General features: G+C 60.2%; 14 protein-coding genes. 13 read left to right on the top strand and 1 reads right to left on the bottom strand.

Going from position 1 to position 17,054, the window contains the following annotated elements:
* Nucleotides 1-346 precede the first annotated feature (346 nt).
* The 13 genes from AC1DVN_RS05970 to AC1DVN_RS06030 all read left to right on the top strand — a co-directional run bounded on the left by AC1DVN_RS05970 (nucleotide 347) and on the right by AC1DVN_RS06030 (nucleotide 16,543).
* Nucleotides 347-1,792 carry a tyrosine-protein kinase domain-containing protein gene (locus AC1DVN_RS05970; RefSeq protein WP_477993615.1) on the top strand — a complete coding sequence of 482 codons (1,446 nt, stop codon included), beginning with the start codon at nucleotides 347-349 and terminating at the stop codon, nucleotides 1,790-1,792.
* Nucleotides 1,793-2,209: 417 nt separating this feature from the next.
* The gene (locus AC1DVN_RS05975) at nucleotides 2,210-2,674 is read left to right on the top strand and encodes a GNAT family N-acetyltransferase (RefSeq protein ID WP_338051104.1); all 465 of its coding nucleotides are present in this window, start codon (nucleotides 2,210-2,212) and stop codon (nucleotides 2,672-2,674) included.
* Between the two features lie 740 nt (nucleotides 2,675-3,414).
* A complete protein-coding gene (locus AC1DVN_RS05980; protein WP_477993616.1) occupies nucleotides 3,415-4,938 on the top strand; it encodes a sugar transferase in 1,524 nt (507 codons plus the stop codon).
* On the top strand, nucleotides 4,925-6,235 hold the full coding sequence (locus AC1DVN_RS05985) for an O-antigen ligase family protein (protein WP_021343202.1): 1,311 nt from the start codon (nucleotides 4,925-4,927) through the stop codon (nucleotides 6,233-6,235). Before AC1DVN_RS05980 ends, AC1DVN_RS05985 begins: the two co-directional genes overlap by 14 nt.
* A 1-nt stretch (nucleotide 6,236) precedes the next feature.
* A complete protein-coding gene (locus tag AC1DVN_RS05990) occupies nucleotides 6,237-7,448 on the top strand; it encodes a glycosyltransferase family 4 protein (RefSeq protein WP_197940788.1) in 1,212 nt (403 codons plus the stop codon).
* Nucleotides 7,445-8,656 (top strand): MATE family efflux transporter, encoded by a 1,212-nt coding sequence (locus tag AC1DVN_RS05995; protein WP_084325748.1) that lies wholly within the window; start codon nucleotides 7,445-7,447, stop codon nucleotides 8,654-8,656. Before AC1DVN_RS05990 ends, AC1DVN_RS05995 begins: the two co-directional genes overlap by 4 nt.
* Entirely contained in the window at nucleotides 8,653-9,549 is an 897-nt protein-coding gene (locus AC1DVN_RS06000; RefSeq protein WP_070797264.1) for a glycosyltransferase family 2 protein, read from the top strand. Before AC1DVN_RS05995 ends, AC1DVN_RS06000 begins: the two co-directional genes overlap by 4 nt.
* Nucleotides 9,546-10,712: a glycosyltransferase family 4 protein gene (locus AC1DVN_RS06005; RefSeq protein ID WP_197940786.1), complete on the top strand. Its 1,167-nt coding sequence runs from the start codon at nucleotides 9,546-9,548 to the stop codon at nucleotides 10,710-10,712. The genes AC1DVN_RS06000 and AC1DVN_RS06005 overlap by 4 nt, the downstream gene beginning before the upstream one ends.
* A gap of 5 nt (nucleotides 10,713-10,717) precedes the next feature.
* Complete coding sequence (locus AC1DVN_RS06010) at nucleotides 10,718-11,515, top strand: WecB/TagA/CpsF family glycosyltransferase (RefSeq protein WP_019747422.1); 798 nt, start codon at nucleotides 10,718-10,720, stop codon at nucleotides 11,513-11,515.
* A 97-nt stretch (nucleotides 11,516-11,612) separates the two neighbouring features.
* Nucleotides 11,613-12,644 (top strand): GDP-mannose 4,6-dehydratase, encoded by a 1,032-nt coding sequence (gene gmd, locus AC1DVN_RS06015; protein WP_019747421.1) that lies wholly within the window; start codon nucleotides 11,613-11,615, stop codon nucleotides 12,642-12,644.
* The gene (locus AC1DVN_RS06020; protein ID WP_477993617.1) at nucleotides 12,641-13,609 is read left to right on the top strand and encodes a GDP-L-fucose synthase family protein; all 969 of its coding nucleotides are present in this window, start codon (nucleotides 12,641-12,643) and stop codon (nucleotides 13,607-13,609) included. Before gmd ends, AC1DVN_RS06020 begins: the two co-directional genes overlap by 4 nt.
* A gap of 53 nt (nucleotides 13,610-13,662) precedes the next feature.
* On the top strand, nucleotides 13,663-14,988 hold the full coding sequence (locus AC1DVN_RS06025) for a UDP-glucose dehydrogenase family protein (protein ID WP_269577927.1): 1,326 nt from the start codon (nucleotides 13,663-13,665) through the stop codon (nucleotides 14,986-14,988).
* A gap of 130 nt (nucleotides 14,989-15,118) precedes the next feature.
* The gene (locus AC1DVN_RS06030; RefSeq protein WP_445387314.1) at nucleotides 15,119-16,543 is read left to right on the top strand and encodes a tyrosine-protein kinase domain-containing protein; all 1,425 of its coding nucleotides are present in this window, start codon (nucleotides 15,119-15,121) and stop codon (nucleotides 16,541-16,543) included.
* Here AC1DVN_RS06030 and AC1DVN_RS06035 read toward each other — a convergent pair.
* Nucleotides 16,515-17,039, bottom strand: coding sequence for an arsenate reductase/protein-tyrosine-phosphatase family protein (locus tag AC1DVN_RS06035; RefSeq protein WP_020906582.1), 525 nt, complete (start codon nucleotides 17,037-17,039; stop codon nucleotides 16,515-16,517). The genes AC1DVN_RS06030 and AC1DVN_RS06035 overlap by 29 nt on opposite strands.
* Between the last annotated feature and the right edge of the window lie 15 nt (nucleotides 17,040-17,054).

Consider the following 17,054-nt stretch of genomic DNA (forward strand, 5'->3'; position numbering starts at 1 on the left):
GGCTGCACGTTACGTCCGCTCTCTTCGATGTGCAGTGAACTCCAGGTGGCGGTGTCGGCCGATGAGGCTGACGAAGAGAACTGGACCCGATGTCCGTGTCGCAGGTTCGCCGCTGCGTCAACATGTAGTCGTGCCGTCAAGTGTGGACCACGAACTGAGATGCGTGAGATGCCACGAAGGTTTCTTGTCCCTGCCTGTTTCGGGATCGACCTCTCTGTGACGCAGGGACGCGCGATAAAAAGATTGGCTGCCTCGTTCAGCCTGGATTGAGTGCAGCGGCTCGACAAGCGGCTGTCGATTACTACTCGAATACGTACTACGTGCTCGAGCCGAAGGAGATTCGACGATGGATGTACGGGACTACCTGAAGATCTTGCAGGCACGGTGGAAAATAGTCGTTGTCGTCACCGTGGTTGTGATCTTGGGCGCTTTGGGTGCCTCGTTGATTGCGACACCGGTCTACCAGGCTTCCACGCGCCTGTTCGTGTCGACTTCCACTGGAACGACTGTGAACGAGGCTTACCAAGGCAACCAGCTTTCACAGCAGTTGGTCACCTCCTACGCCAGGCTCCTCACTGGGGAGACGCTCGCGCAGCGAACAATCGATGCAGTGGGGTCAGATCGATTGGGTGGGCTGTCCGCGGCGGAGATTTCGTCGAAGGTGACCGCCACATCGGCGCCGGATACAGTACTTCTCGATTTGAGCGTGCAAGATGCGTCGCCTGAACTGGCACGCGAAATCGCAAATGCGCTGTCGGACGAGTTTGTCGTGATGGTCAAAGATCTGGGTACGCCCGCGAATGGTGGCACAGCGCCGGCGCGCGTCGTTGTCGAGCAGCGAGCACAAACTCCCGCGGAACCGGTGTCGCCGAAGACTTCGCGGAACGTGGCGCTCGGTGCCGCGATCGGGCTTCTGCTGGGGATCGGATTGGCTGTCGTGCGTGATCGCCTGGACAACACCGTCAAAGAGCGCAAGGTGGTCGAAGACATCGCCGGCGCGGCGATGGTGGGAACAATTCCGTTCGACAAGGAACGCGAAGTTCATCAAGCGATCAACTTCCACGAGGGCAACTCCGCAAGTGCCGAGGCGTACCGAGAACTGCGAACCAATCTGCAGTTCCTGGCCGTGGATCGTCCACCGAGTGTCATCGTCGTCACGAGTTCTCTTCCCTCCGAGGGAAAGACCACAACTGCGGTGAACATCGCACTCGTGCTGGCCGAGGCAGGCAAGAAGGTGTGTCTCGTCGAAGGTGACCTCCGTAAGCCTCGCGTTTCGAAGTACCTTGGACTTATCGGAAGCGTCGGTCTGAGCTCGGTCTTGGCTGGGCAAGCGGATCTCGACGACGTACTTCAAGTCACGAGCAACGCTGACCTGACGGTTCTTGCTTCAGGTCCGATTCCCCCGAACCCGAGCGAACTGCTGGGGACTGACACTGCCCATGCAGTCTTTACCGATCTCCGCAGAAGGTTCGACTACGTCATCATCGACGCCTCGCCGTTGCTTCCGGTTACGGATGCTGCAGTGCTTTCAGCGCTGGCGGACGGTGCGCTCGTGATTGCTCGTCACGGCTCGACGAAGAGGGATCAGCTGAGCAGGGCGGTCGGCAATCTCCACAGTGTGGGCGCGACAATTCTCGGCACTGTCATCACGATGACCCCGCTGAACGGTCGTGGTGTCTACGAGTACAAGTACTACTACGATTCCGATCCGGTTGTCGCAGACGTGGCCGTGGGAGGTTCCGTGGACAGCAATCCAGTCGGCGAACGAAGGGTAACGTCGACAGTAAACTGATCTGGTCGTACGTTAAATCCCGACGCCTCACAGGGCCCTCGAGCAATGCTCGAGGGCCCTTCTCTATGTGGTGAATCGGACGCAATTCACTAGTCGGGTCCTCTGAGTCTGCGACGCTGCGGTCTGACCTGTCCTACTTGACCGGTGCCGCTGTGGCTTTCATCTGGTTGCGCCTGACGAGCCGTTGTGGGCTTCCTGTTGGAGTCGTGTGACGAGTATGGCGGACCGCAGGCGGACCAGCACGGTTCGGCGATTGGAGTTGCGCAACGTCTAGATCTCGGTTTGGCATCCCGTGCTGGATTCAGGCAGTGGGTGCAGTAGCTGTTGGCGCAGCCAGAGTCGTGGACGGGGCCCGACATTGTCCCGGCAACCAACTGGTGGATCGCTCGCGGCGGCCGGTATCTCGGTGCTATCCAGATGCCGCACAGCATGAACGAGATCTTGGCCGATTTCGGTGGTCATATCGGCTATGGAGTCCGGCCGCCGGAACGCCGGCAAGGTATCGCGTCGACGGCTCTGCAGGAGATGCTCACGTATGCCACACAACCGGTGGGCCTCGGTCGAGTCCTGATTGCCCGCAACGAGATGAACGTGGGTTCACGCAAGGCCATCGAGGTTTGCGGGGGTCTACTCGCGAGCGTGCGCCCAGCTGATCAGTCGACCGCAACCTCGGCTGTTCGAGAGACACGCTCCGCTACTGGGCGCCAACGAGCATGTCGAGCGTCAGTTGACCTATACGCGGCCGCGCACACTTGCCATGGCCGCGCACGCTTGCCATGGACACAGCCGTCGGTAGCGGTCGCCCCGCTTTGTAGTCGAACGGCTGCACAATTCCCCCCTTCTCGAATTGGATTGTGCTGCAAATCTTTCTGCACCGCATAGACGGTCAGTGGCGGTCCAGGCTCCTCCTTTCGCATGTCTAAATTCTCGGTGTCGCCCGATCGTAGGTTCGCGCATTGCCGGCCAGTCGAAAGTCAAGCGCGCAGAGGCCAAGTGCCGGACAATCGTCCAGGTCTGAGGCGACGCCGAACGCATCAAAGTATGGTTTGCAGAGCGATTACCAACTGCGTGCTGGTTTCCGTCCAAACGTGGAGTCCAATTGATCAAGGCGATGAAAACTATAGGTACGCAATGGTAATGGTGAGGAATGTTCGCACCCTCCTGCTTAGAGGGTGAATAACTGACCTCAATGCTGGCGTTCGGAAGAAGTTCGGAAAGCGCTATTGCCACACTGTCCGGAATGCGGCAAACTCCTCACTGGTACTGACCAGCTAGCCGAAAAATTGCCAAGACGTGAGTCCTGACAATATCGAGGCTGGCGACGTCAGCGGGCGAGGAGAAATCGCCGATCGTCCTGTGTTTGGGTCGTTAATGGACTCTGCTTCAATCATGGGGTGTGAGCTGCGGCAATGCCGCAATAATCGACAGTTGGGCCGAGGCCTGACAACAGTCGCCGGGTTAACTGCAAGGCGCACGTAATGCGACCATTCGCACTGAACGCAGCAATGCGGAGCAGTTGCTTCGCTGTCGAAGTTTCGGGATTCGGCAAGGCGGTCCGATGGACCTCGGCCGGTGAACAGCTTCAGGCCGAATTTTGTGCATGGGGAAAGGTTTCTGAACACATGACGGTTCTCGAGATGGCCGCGCCCACGAAAGAACGGCCACAACAACACCGACGAGTAGCGCCGGAGAGGGCTGGTGGAGTTTCCGCACGCAGGAAATGGCAATCTGCGTATCTTCGTCGTCTGGCGATCACCGACACGATCATCGTTGCGGCAGTTGTGTTTCTGGCTCAATGGTGGCGATTCGGTAGCGACGCGGATGTCGTCGACGGTGAAGCATTCGGCCATTTCAGCTACACCGCACTGTCTTTCGCCCTGATTATCGGCTGGTTCGCCGTGTTGAGAATATTTCGCACCAGATCTCCTCGCGTGATCGGAAGCGGCCCTGAAGAGTACCGATTGATCGCTGTCGGAACGCTCCGCCTGTTCGGACTGATTGCGATTGCCAGCCTTCTCCTTCACCTGGAGATCGCGCGCCTGTACCTCGCCGTGGCGTTTCCGATGGGATTGACCGCCTTGATCGCGAGTCGTTGGATCTGGCGACGGGTGATTGCTCGTGAGCGAGCCCGAGGTGAATTTCGAACTGCCGTACTTGTGGTCGGTGTGCGAGGGGCGGTTGTCGATCTTGCACGCAACCTCGAGCGCGACGATGCCCATGGATACCGAGTCGTCGGAGTCTGCGTACCTGGCTACGGAGGAGACGTGGGCGAAGTTGTCACAGTGAACGGTCGGGACATTCCGGTGCTCGGAGATGAGCACAGTGTCACGGACGCAATCGAACAGGTCGGTGCCGACACGGTGGCAGTGACGGCGTCGGAGCGATTCGGACCGGAAAGGCTGCGCACGTTGGCCTGGGATCTCGAGCGCGATCATGTGGACCTTGTTGTTGCACCAGGGATTCTGGATGTGTCCGGACCGAGGCTGTCGATGCGCCCGGTCGCTGGATTTCCGCTGATCCATGTCGAGCGTCCGCGCTATCACGGCGCGCAGAAGTTCACGAAGACGACCTTCGACATCGTCTTCTCGACCGTGGTACTCGCCGTGATCAGTCCGGTGCTTCTGGCGGCTGCGATCGCAGTCAAGCTCACGAGCAAGTGGCCGGTTCTGTACAAGTCCGAGCGGATGGGGTTGGACGGGCAGCCGTTCCCCATGCTCAAGTTCCGCTCGATGGTCCAGAATGCGGATTCTCAAGTCACGGCGCTGATGAAGGAGAACGAAGGCGCCGGAGTGCTTTTCAAGATGCGAGATGATCCGCGTGTGACGACGGTCGGTCGCTTCATGCGTCGGTACTCGATCGACGAGTTGCCCCAGTTCGTCAATGTTCTTCGGCGCGAGATGAGCGTCGTCGGACCTCGGCCACCGCTTCGGCGCGAGGTCGAGATGTACGACGATGCGGTCAGTCGCCGGCTACTGGTCAAGCCCGGTGTCACCGGCCTGTGGCAAGTCAGCGGACGTTCTGATCTTTCGTGGGAAGACACTGTCCGCCTTGATCTTTCCTACGTCGACAACTGGTCGATGATGGGTGACGTCATGATCGTCGCGAAGACGCTCAAGGCGGTGGTGGGAAGTGATGGCGCCTACTGACAAGAATGCGGCACCGGCGCCTTGCGAAAATGAGGCACCGAACAATCCGCTGATCTTGCGAACGGCATTGGTGATCGCGGTCATCGGCGCGAGCGGAGCCTTTCAGGCCTACACGCAGAAGACAGCGCTCGGATCGTTGCTCGTACACGGTTCGGCCGTTCTCTCGGCGACACTCGCGTTGGTCTACTTCCTCGACCGGCGATACTCACGCAACGCGTCCTGGCCTGTCTTCACGCTTCTGATCGCGGCCGGCGTTCCGGCAACCAGCTGGTACTGGTCGACGTTGCCCCGGAACTCCGCCGTCGCCGGCATCGTCATCGTGTGCCTGGCGATCACGGGAATCATGGTCGCCCGCGAGTTGACCTTCCCGGTGCGAGTGCGGACTGTGGCCGTCACCTTGCTGGTACTTCTCGTGCTGTCGCTGATGGTCGTGGTCCTCGATCCCTCGACCGGCATCGATGTGGATACCCGCGCTGTTGCCTACCGCGGAATCTTCACGCACAAGAATACTTTGGGCCGAATGGCTGCGATCGAAGTTGTCCTTGTTGCTGTCATGCTCATGCTTCCCGACGTCAAGCGTATTCCATGGGTGGCGGCGCTGGCTGTCGCCGGCATCGTGTTGTTCGAAGCCCGGAGCCAGACCAGTCTCGTCGCTGCAGGGATTGCGCTGGCGACAGTGCTTGCTCTGAAGTGCCTTCGACGGACACCTAACGCTCGCCTCGCCTCGACGGTGATCATCGGGCTGTACATCGGGGTATCCGGCGCGATGAAAGTGCTCGGACCCGATGTCGCAGCGCTACTCTCGCGAGATGTCACGTTGACCGGCCGGCTACATCTCTGGACGGTGTCCGAGTACTACGCCGAACAGCGGCCCCTGCTCGGTTGGGGCTTCGGCTCGGTCTGGGCACCTGACAGCGTTGTCGGACAGATGATCCGGTCCAAGCTGTCCTTTCCGGCGACCAGCGCGCACAACGGAATGCTCGACATTCGTCTCCAGATCGGTTGGATCGGATTCCTGCTGCTGTTGGCCGGCTATTACCTGCTTCTGAACACGGCGCTCGGGCGAGCTCGCAGCAGAACGGAGTACATCGCCGTCGTCGCGATCATGGTTCTCGTCTTCTCGATGGACTTGACGGAGTCGACGCTCTTCTTCGGCGCCATGTGGCTGATCGCATGGGTCTTCCTGGCGCCGTACGGACCCTCGACGCACCGCTCTCACAGTGCAGGCAATGCCGAATTGTCGATCCGTAGGGGTCGTGCGTACGGGTTCGCTCCGGAGCGAAGAGGAGGTCAGTGAGATGTACAAGTCGTTCGATGTAGCGCGTTCGAAGCCTGAAGTGAACCCGACGTCCGCCGGTGAATCCACGCCGCCGAAAGCCTTGATGTTCCATGCGATCTATCGGAATCCGGGTGGTGAGGAGCAGAGCTTCGCGAACGAATCCAAGCTCCTGAAATCGATCGGATACGAGACGGTTCAGTGCACCACCGAGAATTCCAAGATCTCCCGGGGACCGTGGGCGGCAGTCACCGCAGTGTTCAGTCCTCGAGTACTCGTCGATGCATTGCGCATCATTCGTTCGGAGCGACCGGACATCGTCTACGTGAACAATCTCTGGCCGGCGTTCTCGGCTTCGTTGCTCGTGGCCGCACGAGCCGCCGCAATTCCTACGTTGCAGGCGGTTCGGAACTATCGCCTCGCCACACCGTCAGCAAAGTTGCGCGCAGATGGCACGTGCACCGAATGCGGTTCCACCAACTACTTCACGAGTTGTGTCCGCAACGGATGCTACGGAAACAGCCGACTGCAGAGCCTTGTCTGCTACCTGAGCGCTGCGGCGGTCAAGATCAGCGTCTTGGGGTGGAAGCAGCACAGGTTTGTCGCAACGAGCGCGATGACAGCACGTCTGGTCGAGGGACGACTGATCGATTCTGGCCGCGTCGTGGTTCGTCCGAACTTCGGATTCGAAGAAAATGAACCCGAGTTCCGGAGCGCTGATACGGTCGTGTGCGTCAGCCGACTGACACCGGAGAAGGGCGTCCTGGACTTGGTGCGCAACTGGCCGCAGGGCGCTGGAAGTCCCTCGCTCACAGTTCTCGGTGACGGACCACAGTACGGCGAGATCTCCAGCATAAGCGCAGCTCTCGACAACGTCACGCTGGCCGGATTCACTTCACACGAAGATGTGATCGAGATACTCCGCGACAGTGCGGCGTCCGTGGTGCCGTCTCAGTGGGCAGAACCGTTCGGACGCGTTGCGATCGAGTCGATGTCGGTTGGCACCCCGGTCATCTACGCAACCAGCGGTGCACTCGCGGACATCGTCGGACCGGGCGGAACGCCTCTCCATACCTTGGAAGAGTCGTCGATACGCGAGGCCCTCGACCGAATCTTCGGAGCGGACGACCGATCGGCGATACGCAGATCCGCTTATCGTCACTACTCGAATCGCTTCACATCGCGCAAGGCGGCGACGTCGATGCGTGAGCTCATCAACGAGGTGAGATCGTGAACGATCGCACTCGGTATGTGACATTCATGGCCGATCAAGGGCTTTCGAGCGTCCTCACTTTTGTCGTTCTCACCTCGGTGGCACGACTCGGTGGTCCGATCGAAGTCGGCCAGGTTGCCGTGATTCAATCGGCGGGTCTGTTGGCACTGGCACTGGGGAGAGCGATCGGCGTCGACGTCTGGCTGTCGCGAGGGGCGGGGTCCGACGAGCGTGGACCGGCGTTGGCACCCACGATCGTGCTGGCGGCGGTATCGGTGACATCGGTATGGGCACTGTTCGTGATCGCCGGCTCGGACTCGATGAATCTCACGGTATACGCCTTGGCTGCAGCTGGTTTCGTGGTGTTGGACGTGATACGCACGATGCTGATGCACGACGGTGCGAGTTGGATCTCTGCGTCGATACAGATCGTGACACTCTCGTTCGTCCTTATTGCAGCTTTCCTGGTCGAGAATCTGACACTTGCACTCGTGACCTATACGGTCGGTGTCTTCGTGGCGCTCGCTCTCGGTCACGCATCCATGCGTCTGGTACCGCCGGTGCCGTCGATCAGGTACTCGCGCACTCACCGATACAGATCCGTGCCGTTTGCGATCGAGATATTGATGGGATCAGCTGCGCAGCAGGCGATGTTCTTGATACTCACCGTGGTGGCGTCGATCTCGATGATCGGTGAGATCAGAACTGCCCAGACACTGCTCGGTCCACTGTCCTTGATGTTCGCGGGCATCTCGCCAATTCTGATGCGTAAGTTCGGCAGTGGTGTCGAAGCGATGAGCCCGAGCGAGTGCATGGCACTCGGCCGGCGAGTGGGCTTGCAGATCTTCTGGGTTTCGATCATCTGCGTTTCGCTGATCTGTCTCACGCTCGAGATTCGATTCTCGGGAGTGCGATTGATGGATCATCTGGTCGGGCCGCACTTTCCGAACTTGATACCGGTCATTCTGCTGTGCGGGTTGGCGGTGGCGTTCAACGGGATTCTGCTGGGAGTCGGCACGTCGATCCGCGTCGTGGACAAGACGGGAAACCTCAACAGATTTCGCGCCTTGCTGTTGCCTCTGCAGTTTCTGATCGTTCTCGGGGCGGGACTGACCGACAGCGCCGTACACGTCGCAGGAGCATTGGCCGCGTCGGCGTGCGTCAGCGCGAGCGTCGCACTCCTGGTCTCGATGAACCGTGGCGCCCGACCGAAAGTTGACCTCTCATGAAGAATCCCAGCGGCGTCATAGTGGCGATTCTGACCTTCCGTCGCGAATCGGAACTGGCTGTATGCATCGACAGCGTCCGGGCATCGATCCAGGCTTCCGGTGTCTCCGCCCAGGTCGTAGTAGGCGACAATGATCCGGAATCCACCACGCCGACGTATGTTGCCGACGGGATCGAACGACTGCATCTCGGATTTGGTGGGGTATCTCCGGCGCGACGTGCGCTGGTCGATCTCGCCCGTGCACGAGATCGTCGTTACATCGTCTTCGTCGACGACGACGAGTACGTCGATGTCGACTGGCTGTCGAATCTCCTCACCTGCGCCGCAGATTTCGACGCAGGTGCTGTGGCCGGTCCTGTGATTCCGGTGGGTCTGCCTGCCTCAGAACTTCCATTGCACACTCGCGTTCGCCATTCGACCGGCACCCCGGTTGCGTCTGCAGGCGCTGGAAATCTGTTGTTGGACCTGAAGACTTTGAACGGCTTGAACTTCAGTGACGACTGGGATCTACCTGGCGGCGAGGACACCGAGTTCACGCTCAGGATGAGCGCCGGCGGTGTCCGGTTGTTGTGGTGCGACGAGGCGCTTGCGTACGAACCCGTCGACGAGGATCGGCGTCGGGACTCCTGGCTCTTCGCCCGGTATGTCAACAACGGACGAATCCTCGCGGTCTGTCAGGGACAGCTCGACCTGCCACTGTTGACGGCTCAGAGTGCCAAACGCGCTCTGCTCGTACTCGCGTCGGCGACGTTGATCCCCGTTGCCCTGATCAGTCCACGGATCAAACGCGTGGTTCTCGACCACGGTGCACGCAACATCGGTTGGTTCTCAGAGCGATTCAGCCGCCGCGATTCTCGGAAGTCGCGCGCACAGAGGCTGGTGGTAGCGCGATGACACGGTTGTTGATGACGGCATACGCCTGCGATCCGAATCAAGGGAGTGAATCCGGTGCGGGTTGGGCGCTTCTCTCGGCGGCTTCCGAACTGTGTGAGTCGATCACGGTGGTGACTCGCTCCGGTGAGGCTCCTGCTTTGGAAGCGGAGTGTGAAAAGCTCGGTGGCGAAGTTCGTGTCGTGCGAATAGCGACTTTGACGGCGGAAGAAGCCGGATCGTACGGTCGATACCTCCGATGGCTCTGGCACACTTCACTGTTCGTTCGGCGTGAAGCGGCAAACTTCGACGTCCTGCACCATGCAACTTTCGCCTCCGACTGGCTGCCACCACCGGTGCTGTTCGGTGGAGCCGGCGGCGCACGACTCGTATGGGGGCCTGCCGGGGGCAACACCTACCCGCCGATGCCGCTCGCCAAGCGCATCGGTATGCGGTATCTGGCAACCACGGCAGTTCGAACCTGCTCGACGAAAGCCGTTCGGTCACTGACACATGTCTTCATGGCCGGACGAGTCGACACTTTCATCGCGATGAACTCCGACAGCGGGCGTGGCGCACCGCGGGCACGCAACGTCGTCATCCAACCCAATTGTGTTCTGGACTACGACGGAATCGAGAAGCAAGCGGTACCCAGGCCGAAACGAAGGCTCTTGTTCGTAGGAAGACTGTTGCAGTACAAAGGAATCGACCTGATTCTGGACGCGCTCGAGCATTTGGGCGCCGAGTGGTCCATGACCTTTGTCGGGGAGGGACCCGCCCGCGGGCGGATTGAGAAGTCGCTTCCGTATCGGCGCGGTCAGGTCACGCTTCGCGGGTGGCTCGACAGATCGGAAGTGGTGGGCGAGATGGGGGCCTCCTCCGTTCTGCTCTTCCCGAGCATGCACGATTCGGGCGGCTGGGTGGCGGCCGAAGCGGCTGCGGTGGGCCTCCCGGTGGTCTGTTTGGATCTCGGCGGTGTGCCGACACTGGCCGGTAGTAACGCCGTGGCGATCCCGGTTGCTCCGGCCTCGACTCTCGCCTCTCGTATCGCTCGATCGGTTGTCGAGACAGAACTTTCTTTCTTTGAACCGCAGCGTGATTGGACTCGATCTCGGTTGACATCGGTCTTGTCGCGCAGTTACGGCCAGTGCAATGAACGTCAACAAACGAACTCGAAGAAGTGGTGAGACAGATGAGCAGTCCGTTCGAGGTCATCGAGGTGGGTGGCATTCCGTTTGCCGCGACCAATCTCGAGGGAGCTACCGATTGGGTAGTCAACGACAGACGAGAGGGAGCGGGAACCGGAGTCTCCGTGAGGTTGTCGAATTCCTACTGCGTGTCGGCGGCGCACAGCGATCGCGACTACTCCGCGGTTTTGAAGGGTCCCGGTGTGAACTTCGCAGACGGAACCCCGGTCAACTGGGTGATGCGCCTGATCGGCGGCACCGCTTCCGATCACGTCGGTGTTCGACCAGTCCGGGGTCCGTCGTTCTTCGAGGCCACCCTGGACAAGGGGCGCCGCTACGGCCTTCGTCACCACTTTGTCGGCACGACAGAAGAGACGTTGAGCCTCTTGACGGATCGAGTCGAGGAGTTATACCCGGGCATCGAGGTGGCTGGCACTTATGCCCCGCCGTTTGCCGCGTTCAGCAAGGAGTTCGTCGATGACATCATCACGAAGGTCGGTCCGTCGGCCCCGGACATCGTGTGGGTCGGCCTGGGAGCTCCGAAGCAGGATTTTGTCACGAAGGCGATAGCGGATCGAACCGACTACGTGGCCGTCGGTGTCGGCGCGGCCTTCGACTTCTTGGCCGGAACTGTCTCGGAGGCACCATCTTTCGTTCAGAACTCGGGTTTCGAGTGGCTGTATCGACTTGCATCGGAACCCAAACGTCTGTGGCGGCGCTACCTGTTCGGTAACTCGACATTCGTTCGGTTGGCATCGCGTGACATTCGAAAGTTCCTCGGCCGTTCGGGGGGACGCACATGAGCGAGATCAAGACTGCCGGGCGATTCGGAGGAATACGGACCACAACCGTGGTTTCGCAACTATCAGGCGGGCTGTCCCGCAACGGAAGGAACGCAGGATGAAACGCGCACTGATTACCGGAATCACGGGACAGGACGGCTCTTACCTCGCCGAGTTGCTGCTCTCCAAAGGCTACGAAGTTCACGGACTGATCCGTCGATCGTCGACGTTCAATACTTCGAGGATCAACCACATCTATGTGGACCCCCACCATGCGGATGCACGGCTTTTCCTTCACTACGGTGACCTCAGTGACGGAGCGCGCCTGGTGACGCTGCTCGCGCAGATCAAACCGGACGAGGTCTACAACCTCGCTGCGCAGTCTCACGTCAGAGTCAGCTTCGACGAACCCGAACACACGGGGAACACGACAGGTGTCGGGTCGATCCGACTACTGGAGGCGGTTCGGATGGCCGGACTCGACTGCCGGTTCTACCAGGCGTCGAGCTCTGAGATGTTCGGTGCCACACCACCGCCGCAGAACGAGGAGACACCGTTCTATCCACGCTCGCCCTACGGTGCGGCGAAGGTGTACTCGTACTGGATCACCAAGAACTACCGTGAGGCGTACGGAATCTTCGCGGTGAACGGAATTCTGTTCAATCACGAGTCCCCCAGGCGCGGTGAGACGTTCGTGACGCGCAAGATCACGCGGGCAGTCGCACGTATCAAGGCCGGGATCGAGGATCATCTGTACATGGGTAATCTCGATGCGATACGCGATTGGGGGTACGCGCCGGAGTATGTCGAGGGAATGTGGCGCATGCTGCAGGTCGACGAGCCTGAGGATTTTGTGCTGGCCACCGGTGGCAACTACTCGGTTCGCGACTTCCTCACAGTCGCTTTCGAACATGCAGGTCTGAACTGGGAGAACCACGTTCGATTCGACGAACGGTATCTTCGGCCGACCGAGGTGGACGCACTGATCGGGGATCCGAGCCATGCCGAGCGCAAACTCGGTTGGAAGGCCGGCGTGCACACACCCGAACTGGCCCGGATCATGGTCGAGGCAGACATCGAAGCGCTCGAACATGAAGGGCGCCCGTGGATCGACACTCCGGCACTTCCCGACTGGTTGGCGACGCGATGAGTGATTCATTCGCAGCGCGACCACTCGATCGAGGCGCACCGTTCTACGTGGCTGGACACCGAGGTTTGGTCGGCTCTTCGGTGTGGCGAAAACTGGAATCTGCCGGCTTCTCCCGGTTGCTCGGACAGACCTCCGCCGAACTCGATCTGCGTGACCGGGAAGCTGTTTTCGATTTTTTCGCCCGCGAAAAGCCGACCAACGTGATCCTTGCAGCAGCAAAAGTTGGTGGGATTGCGGCGAACAGCACGTTCCTCGTCGACTTCCTGTCGGAGAATCTCCGTATCCAGGTGAACGTGCTCGACGCTGCCCTTGCACACGGCGTCGAGCGTCTCCTGTTCCTCGGATCATCGTGCATCTACCCGAAATTGGCGCCGCAGCCGATCAAGGAGGAATACCTGCTCACCGGGCATCTCGAGCCGACCAACGACGCCTATGCAATAGCAAAGATTGCGGGAATACTCCATGTTCAAGCTGCCAGGCGGCAGCATGGTCGATCCTGGATCTCGGCGATGCCCACCAACCTGTACGGCCCGGGAGACAATTTCTCGCCGCGTGGATCGCATGTACTTCCCGCCCTCGTTCGGCGTTACGACGAGGCGCAGTCATCCGCAGTGCCGTTGGTTGTCAACTGGGGGAGTGGCAATCCTCGACGTGAATTTCTGCATGTCGACGATCTGGCGTCGGCGTGTCTGCATCTGCTCGACAACTACGACGGTGCATCGCACGTCAACGTGGGAACCGGCGAGGACCGCACAATTCGTGAGATCGCTTCGATGGTCGCCGACGAGGTCGGATACACCGGCGAGACGCGGTGGGACACCTCGAAGCCTGACGGAACAATGCAGAAACTTCTGGACGTGAGCATGATTCGTGAACTCGGATGGCAGCCGACAATCGGATTGCGCGAGGGAATCGCGTCGACGGTCTCGTGGTACCGAGACAACATCGGTGCCGTGCGCACCTGAATTACCCATCCCATCAACACTTCACACACTGTCGAGAAAGCAGATCGAGCAACATGAGCACTCGCATAGCAGTTTTCGGCACGGGATACCTGGGCGCGACACACGCGGCGTGTATGGCCGAACTCGGTCACGAGGTCCTCGGAGTGGATGTCGACGCGGCAAAGCTGGAGAAACTGGCAGCAGGGGAAGTTCCTTTCTACGAGCCAGGTTTGGGCGAGGTCCTACGACGAAACATCGATCGAGGAAGGCTGAAGTTCACGTCGTCTTACGAGGAAGCCGCTGAATTTGCGGACGTGTTCTTCCTCGGGGTCGGTACGCCGCAGAAGAAGGGTGAGTTCGCCGCTGACATGGTCTACGTGGATGCCGTGATCGAAACTCTGGCACCGCTGCTCACCAAACCCGCGGTCATCTTCGGGAAGTCCACGGTGCCGGTGGGAACCGCGGAACGGCTCGGTAAGCGCGCGCGGGAACTGGCACCGGTTGGTGACGGCGTCGAAGTCGCATGGAATCCCGAGTTTCTGCGCGAGGGGTTTGCCGTCCAGGACACATTGCATCCAGATCGTCTGGTGCTCGGGGTCGACCGCGGTCGACACGGTCGCGCGGAATCTGCTGCGCGCGAGGTTTATGCAGACCTCCTCGATGAGGGAATTCCCTTTCTCGTCACGGACCTCGCTACGGCCGAGTTGGTCAAAGCGTCAGCGAATGCATTCCTGGCCACGAAAATCTCGTTCATCAACGCGATTTCCGAAGTGTGCGAGGCTGCTGGCGCCGACGTCACAGTGCTCGCCGACGCGATCGGGTACGACGTTCGGATCGGACGTCGTTTCCTCAACGCGGGAATTGGTTTCGGCGGCGGTTGCCTACCCAAGGACATCCGTGCCTTCATGGCTCGCGCCGGTGAACTCGGTGCCGACCAAGCACTGACGTTCCTACGCGAAGTCGACAACATCAACATGCGCAGACGGACACGCATGGTCGAACTGGCGCGGGAGGCATGCGGATCGCTTCTCGGTGCGAGAGTCGCAGTTCTGGGTGCCGCGTTCAAACCGGACTCGGACGACGTTCGTGATTCGCCGGCGCTCAACGTCGCGGGTCAGATTCAGCTTCAAGGCGCAGCAGTGAACGTGTACGACCCGAAGGCCATGGACAATTCGCGTGCGCTGTTCCCGACGTTGACCTATTCGGCAAATGCGTTGGAGGCGTGCGAAGGCGCCGATGTCGTCCTGGTGTTGACCGAGTGGCCCGAATTTTTGAAGTTGCAGCCGTCCGATCTCGATGCAGTCGTTCGCAAGAAGGTGATCGTCGACGGGCGCAATTGCTTTTCCCCCGACGAGTGGCGAGGCGCAGGTTGGAACTACCGCGGACTGGGACGCCCGTGAGCACAGGACGTTTCGTCCGTCGCAGCTGATCGATATCGAAATTGAGAAAACCCGGTTCGCCCTCGCGGTCTGACCGGCAAAGACCGCTCAGACCCGCAGTGGACATGCGTGAGCCGAAGGAGACATCAAGATGGAAATTGTCGACTACCTGAAGATATTGCAAGCCAGATGGCGAATAGTCGCTGCTGTAACCGTGCTCGGAATCCTGGGAGCCCTTTGCGCTTCTCTTCTTTCGACGCCCGTTTACCAGGCCTCGACGAGGCTGTTCGTTTCGACGTCGGCGGGTACCTCGGTCAACGAGGCACTGCAGGGCAGTCAACTTTCACAGCAGCGAGTTCTGTCCTATACAAAACTCCTGACCGGCCGGACACTTGCGCAGCGGACGATCGACGAACTGGGACCGAGGGTGGTCGGCGGGATGTCGGCTGAAGAGTTGGCCTCCAAGGTCACTGCGACGTCGGCGCCCGACACTGTGTTGATCGACCTCGGAGTCAAGGATCCTTCACCGGAGCTCGCGCGAGAGATCGCAAATACTCTGTCGTCCGAATTCGTCGCACTGGCAAAGGAACTGGAGACACCCGAGAACGGCGGAACGCCGCCTGCACGTGTGGTCGTCGAGCAACAGGCCCAAGAGCCGTCTGTTCCCGTTTCGCCCAAGACTTCGCGCAATCTCGCTCTCGGAGCAGTGGCGGGACTGGTGTCGGGAATCGCGCTTGCGTTGATTCGCGATCGACTCGACAACACGGTGAAGGATCGTCGAACGGTGGAAGAGATTGCGGGTTCGGCGATGGTGGGCACGATCCCGTTCGACAAAGTCGTCGAAGTCAACCATGCGATCACTTTCAGTGACGGAAATTCCGTGAGTGCCGAAGCCTTCCGTGAATTGCGCACCAACCTTCAGTTCCTCGAGGTGGATCATCCACCGCGTGTCATTGTCGTCACGAGTTCGCTTCCCTCCGAGGGTAAGACGACGACCGCCGTGAACATCGCTCTTGTCTTGGCGGAGGCCGGTAAGTCAGTGTGCCTGATGGAAGGCGACCTCCGGAAGCCGCGAGTGTCGAAGTATCTGGGGTTGATCGGAAGCGTCGGCGTCAGTTCGGTGCTCTCCGGTCAAGCGACGCTGGACGATGTGCTTCAGCCGACCGAATTCGACGGGCTGACAGTGCTCGCCTCCGGACCGATCCCGCCGAACCCGAGCGAACTACTCGGCACGGATACGGCCAAACATGTTCTCGATGAACTGCGGGCGCGATACGACTACGTCATCATCGACGCCTCGCCGTTGCTACCCGTCACGGATGCCGCGGTCCTGGCCGCGATGTCGGACGGTGCCCTGGTGATCGCCCGACACGGCTCCACGAAGCGCGATCAACTGGCGCGCGCGGTCGGAAACCTACAGAGTGTGGGTGCACACGTCCTGGGCACTGTCATCACGATGACGCCGTCTCGCGGACGCAATGCGTACGAGTACAGCTGCTACTACGAGTCGGACAAGTCGCTACCGCAGTTGACCGCGGTGCCCGCTCTCAGCGCTCACCGAAGCGAAGTCGGCTGAGCAGCGGGCCGAGGAGATCGGCGATCTCAAGTCCGATTTCGTGAAACACGTTCTCTTCCTTACCCATCGGATCCATGACGTCCTCGGGTTCGGCGGCACGAAATCGGGGTCTGGCGGCGGCGAGGTCCTCGACAGTTGCTGCATCTGCGAGCGAGCCCAACCGTGCGGCTTCTCGAAGTGTGAACGTGCGCTTGAGCCGCGCCGGAGCCATCGCCAGGACTTTGTCTCGCTGACTTTCGGTCATCGTGAGAATGAGGTCGGCGTCCGAGGCCAGCGCTGTTGTCATACGTCGGGCTTGAAACTCCGTGGGGTCGCCGCCGAGCCCCGCGAGAACCCTCGCAGCAGTCGGCTCGATCGGGTGTCCGACCATCGCCCGGGTTCCGGCACTCGACGCGGTGAATCCGGAAACTCCGGCTTCGGCGGCATAAGCACGTGCAAGGCGTTCGCCAGTGGGTGATCGGCAGATGTTTCCCGTACAAACGAAGAGAACGTGCATGGCAGAAGCATAGGT

The organism is Rhodococcus sp. P4_E4, from assembly GCF_056401575.1.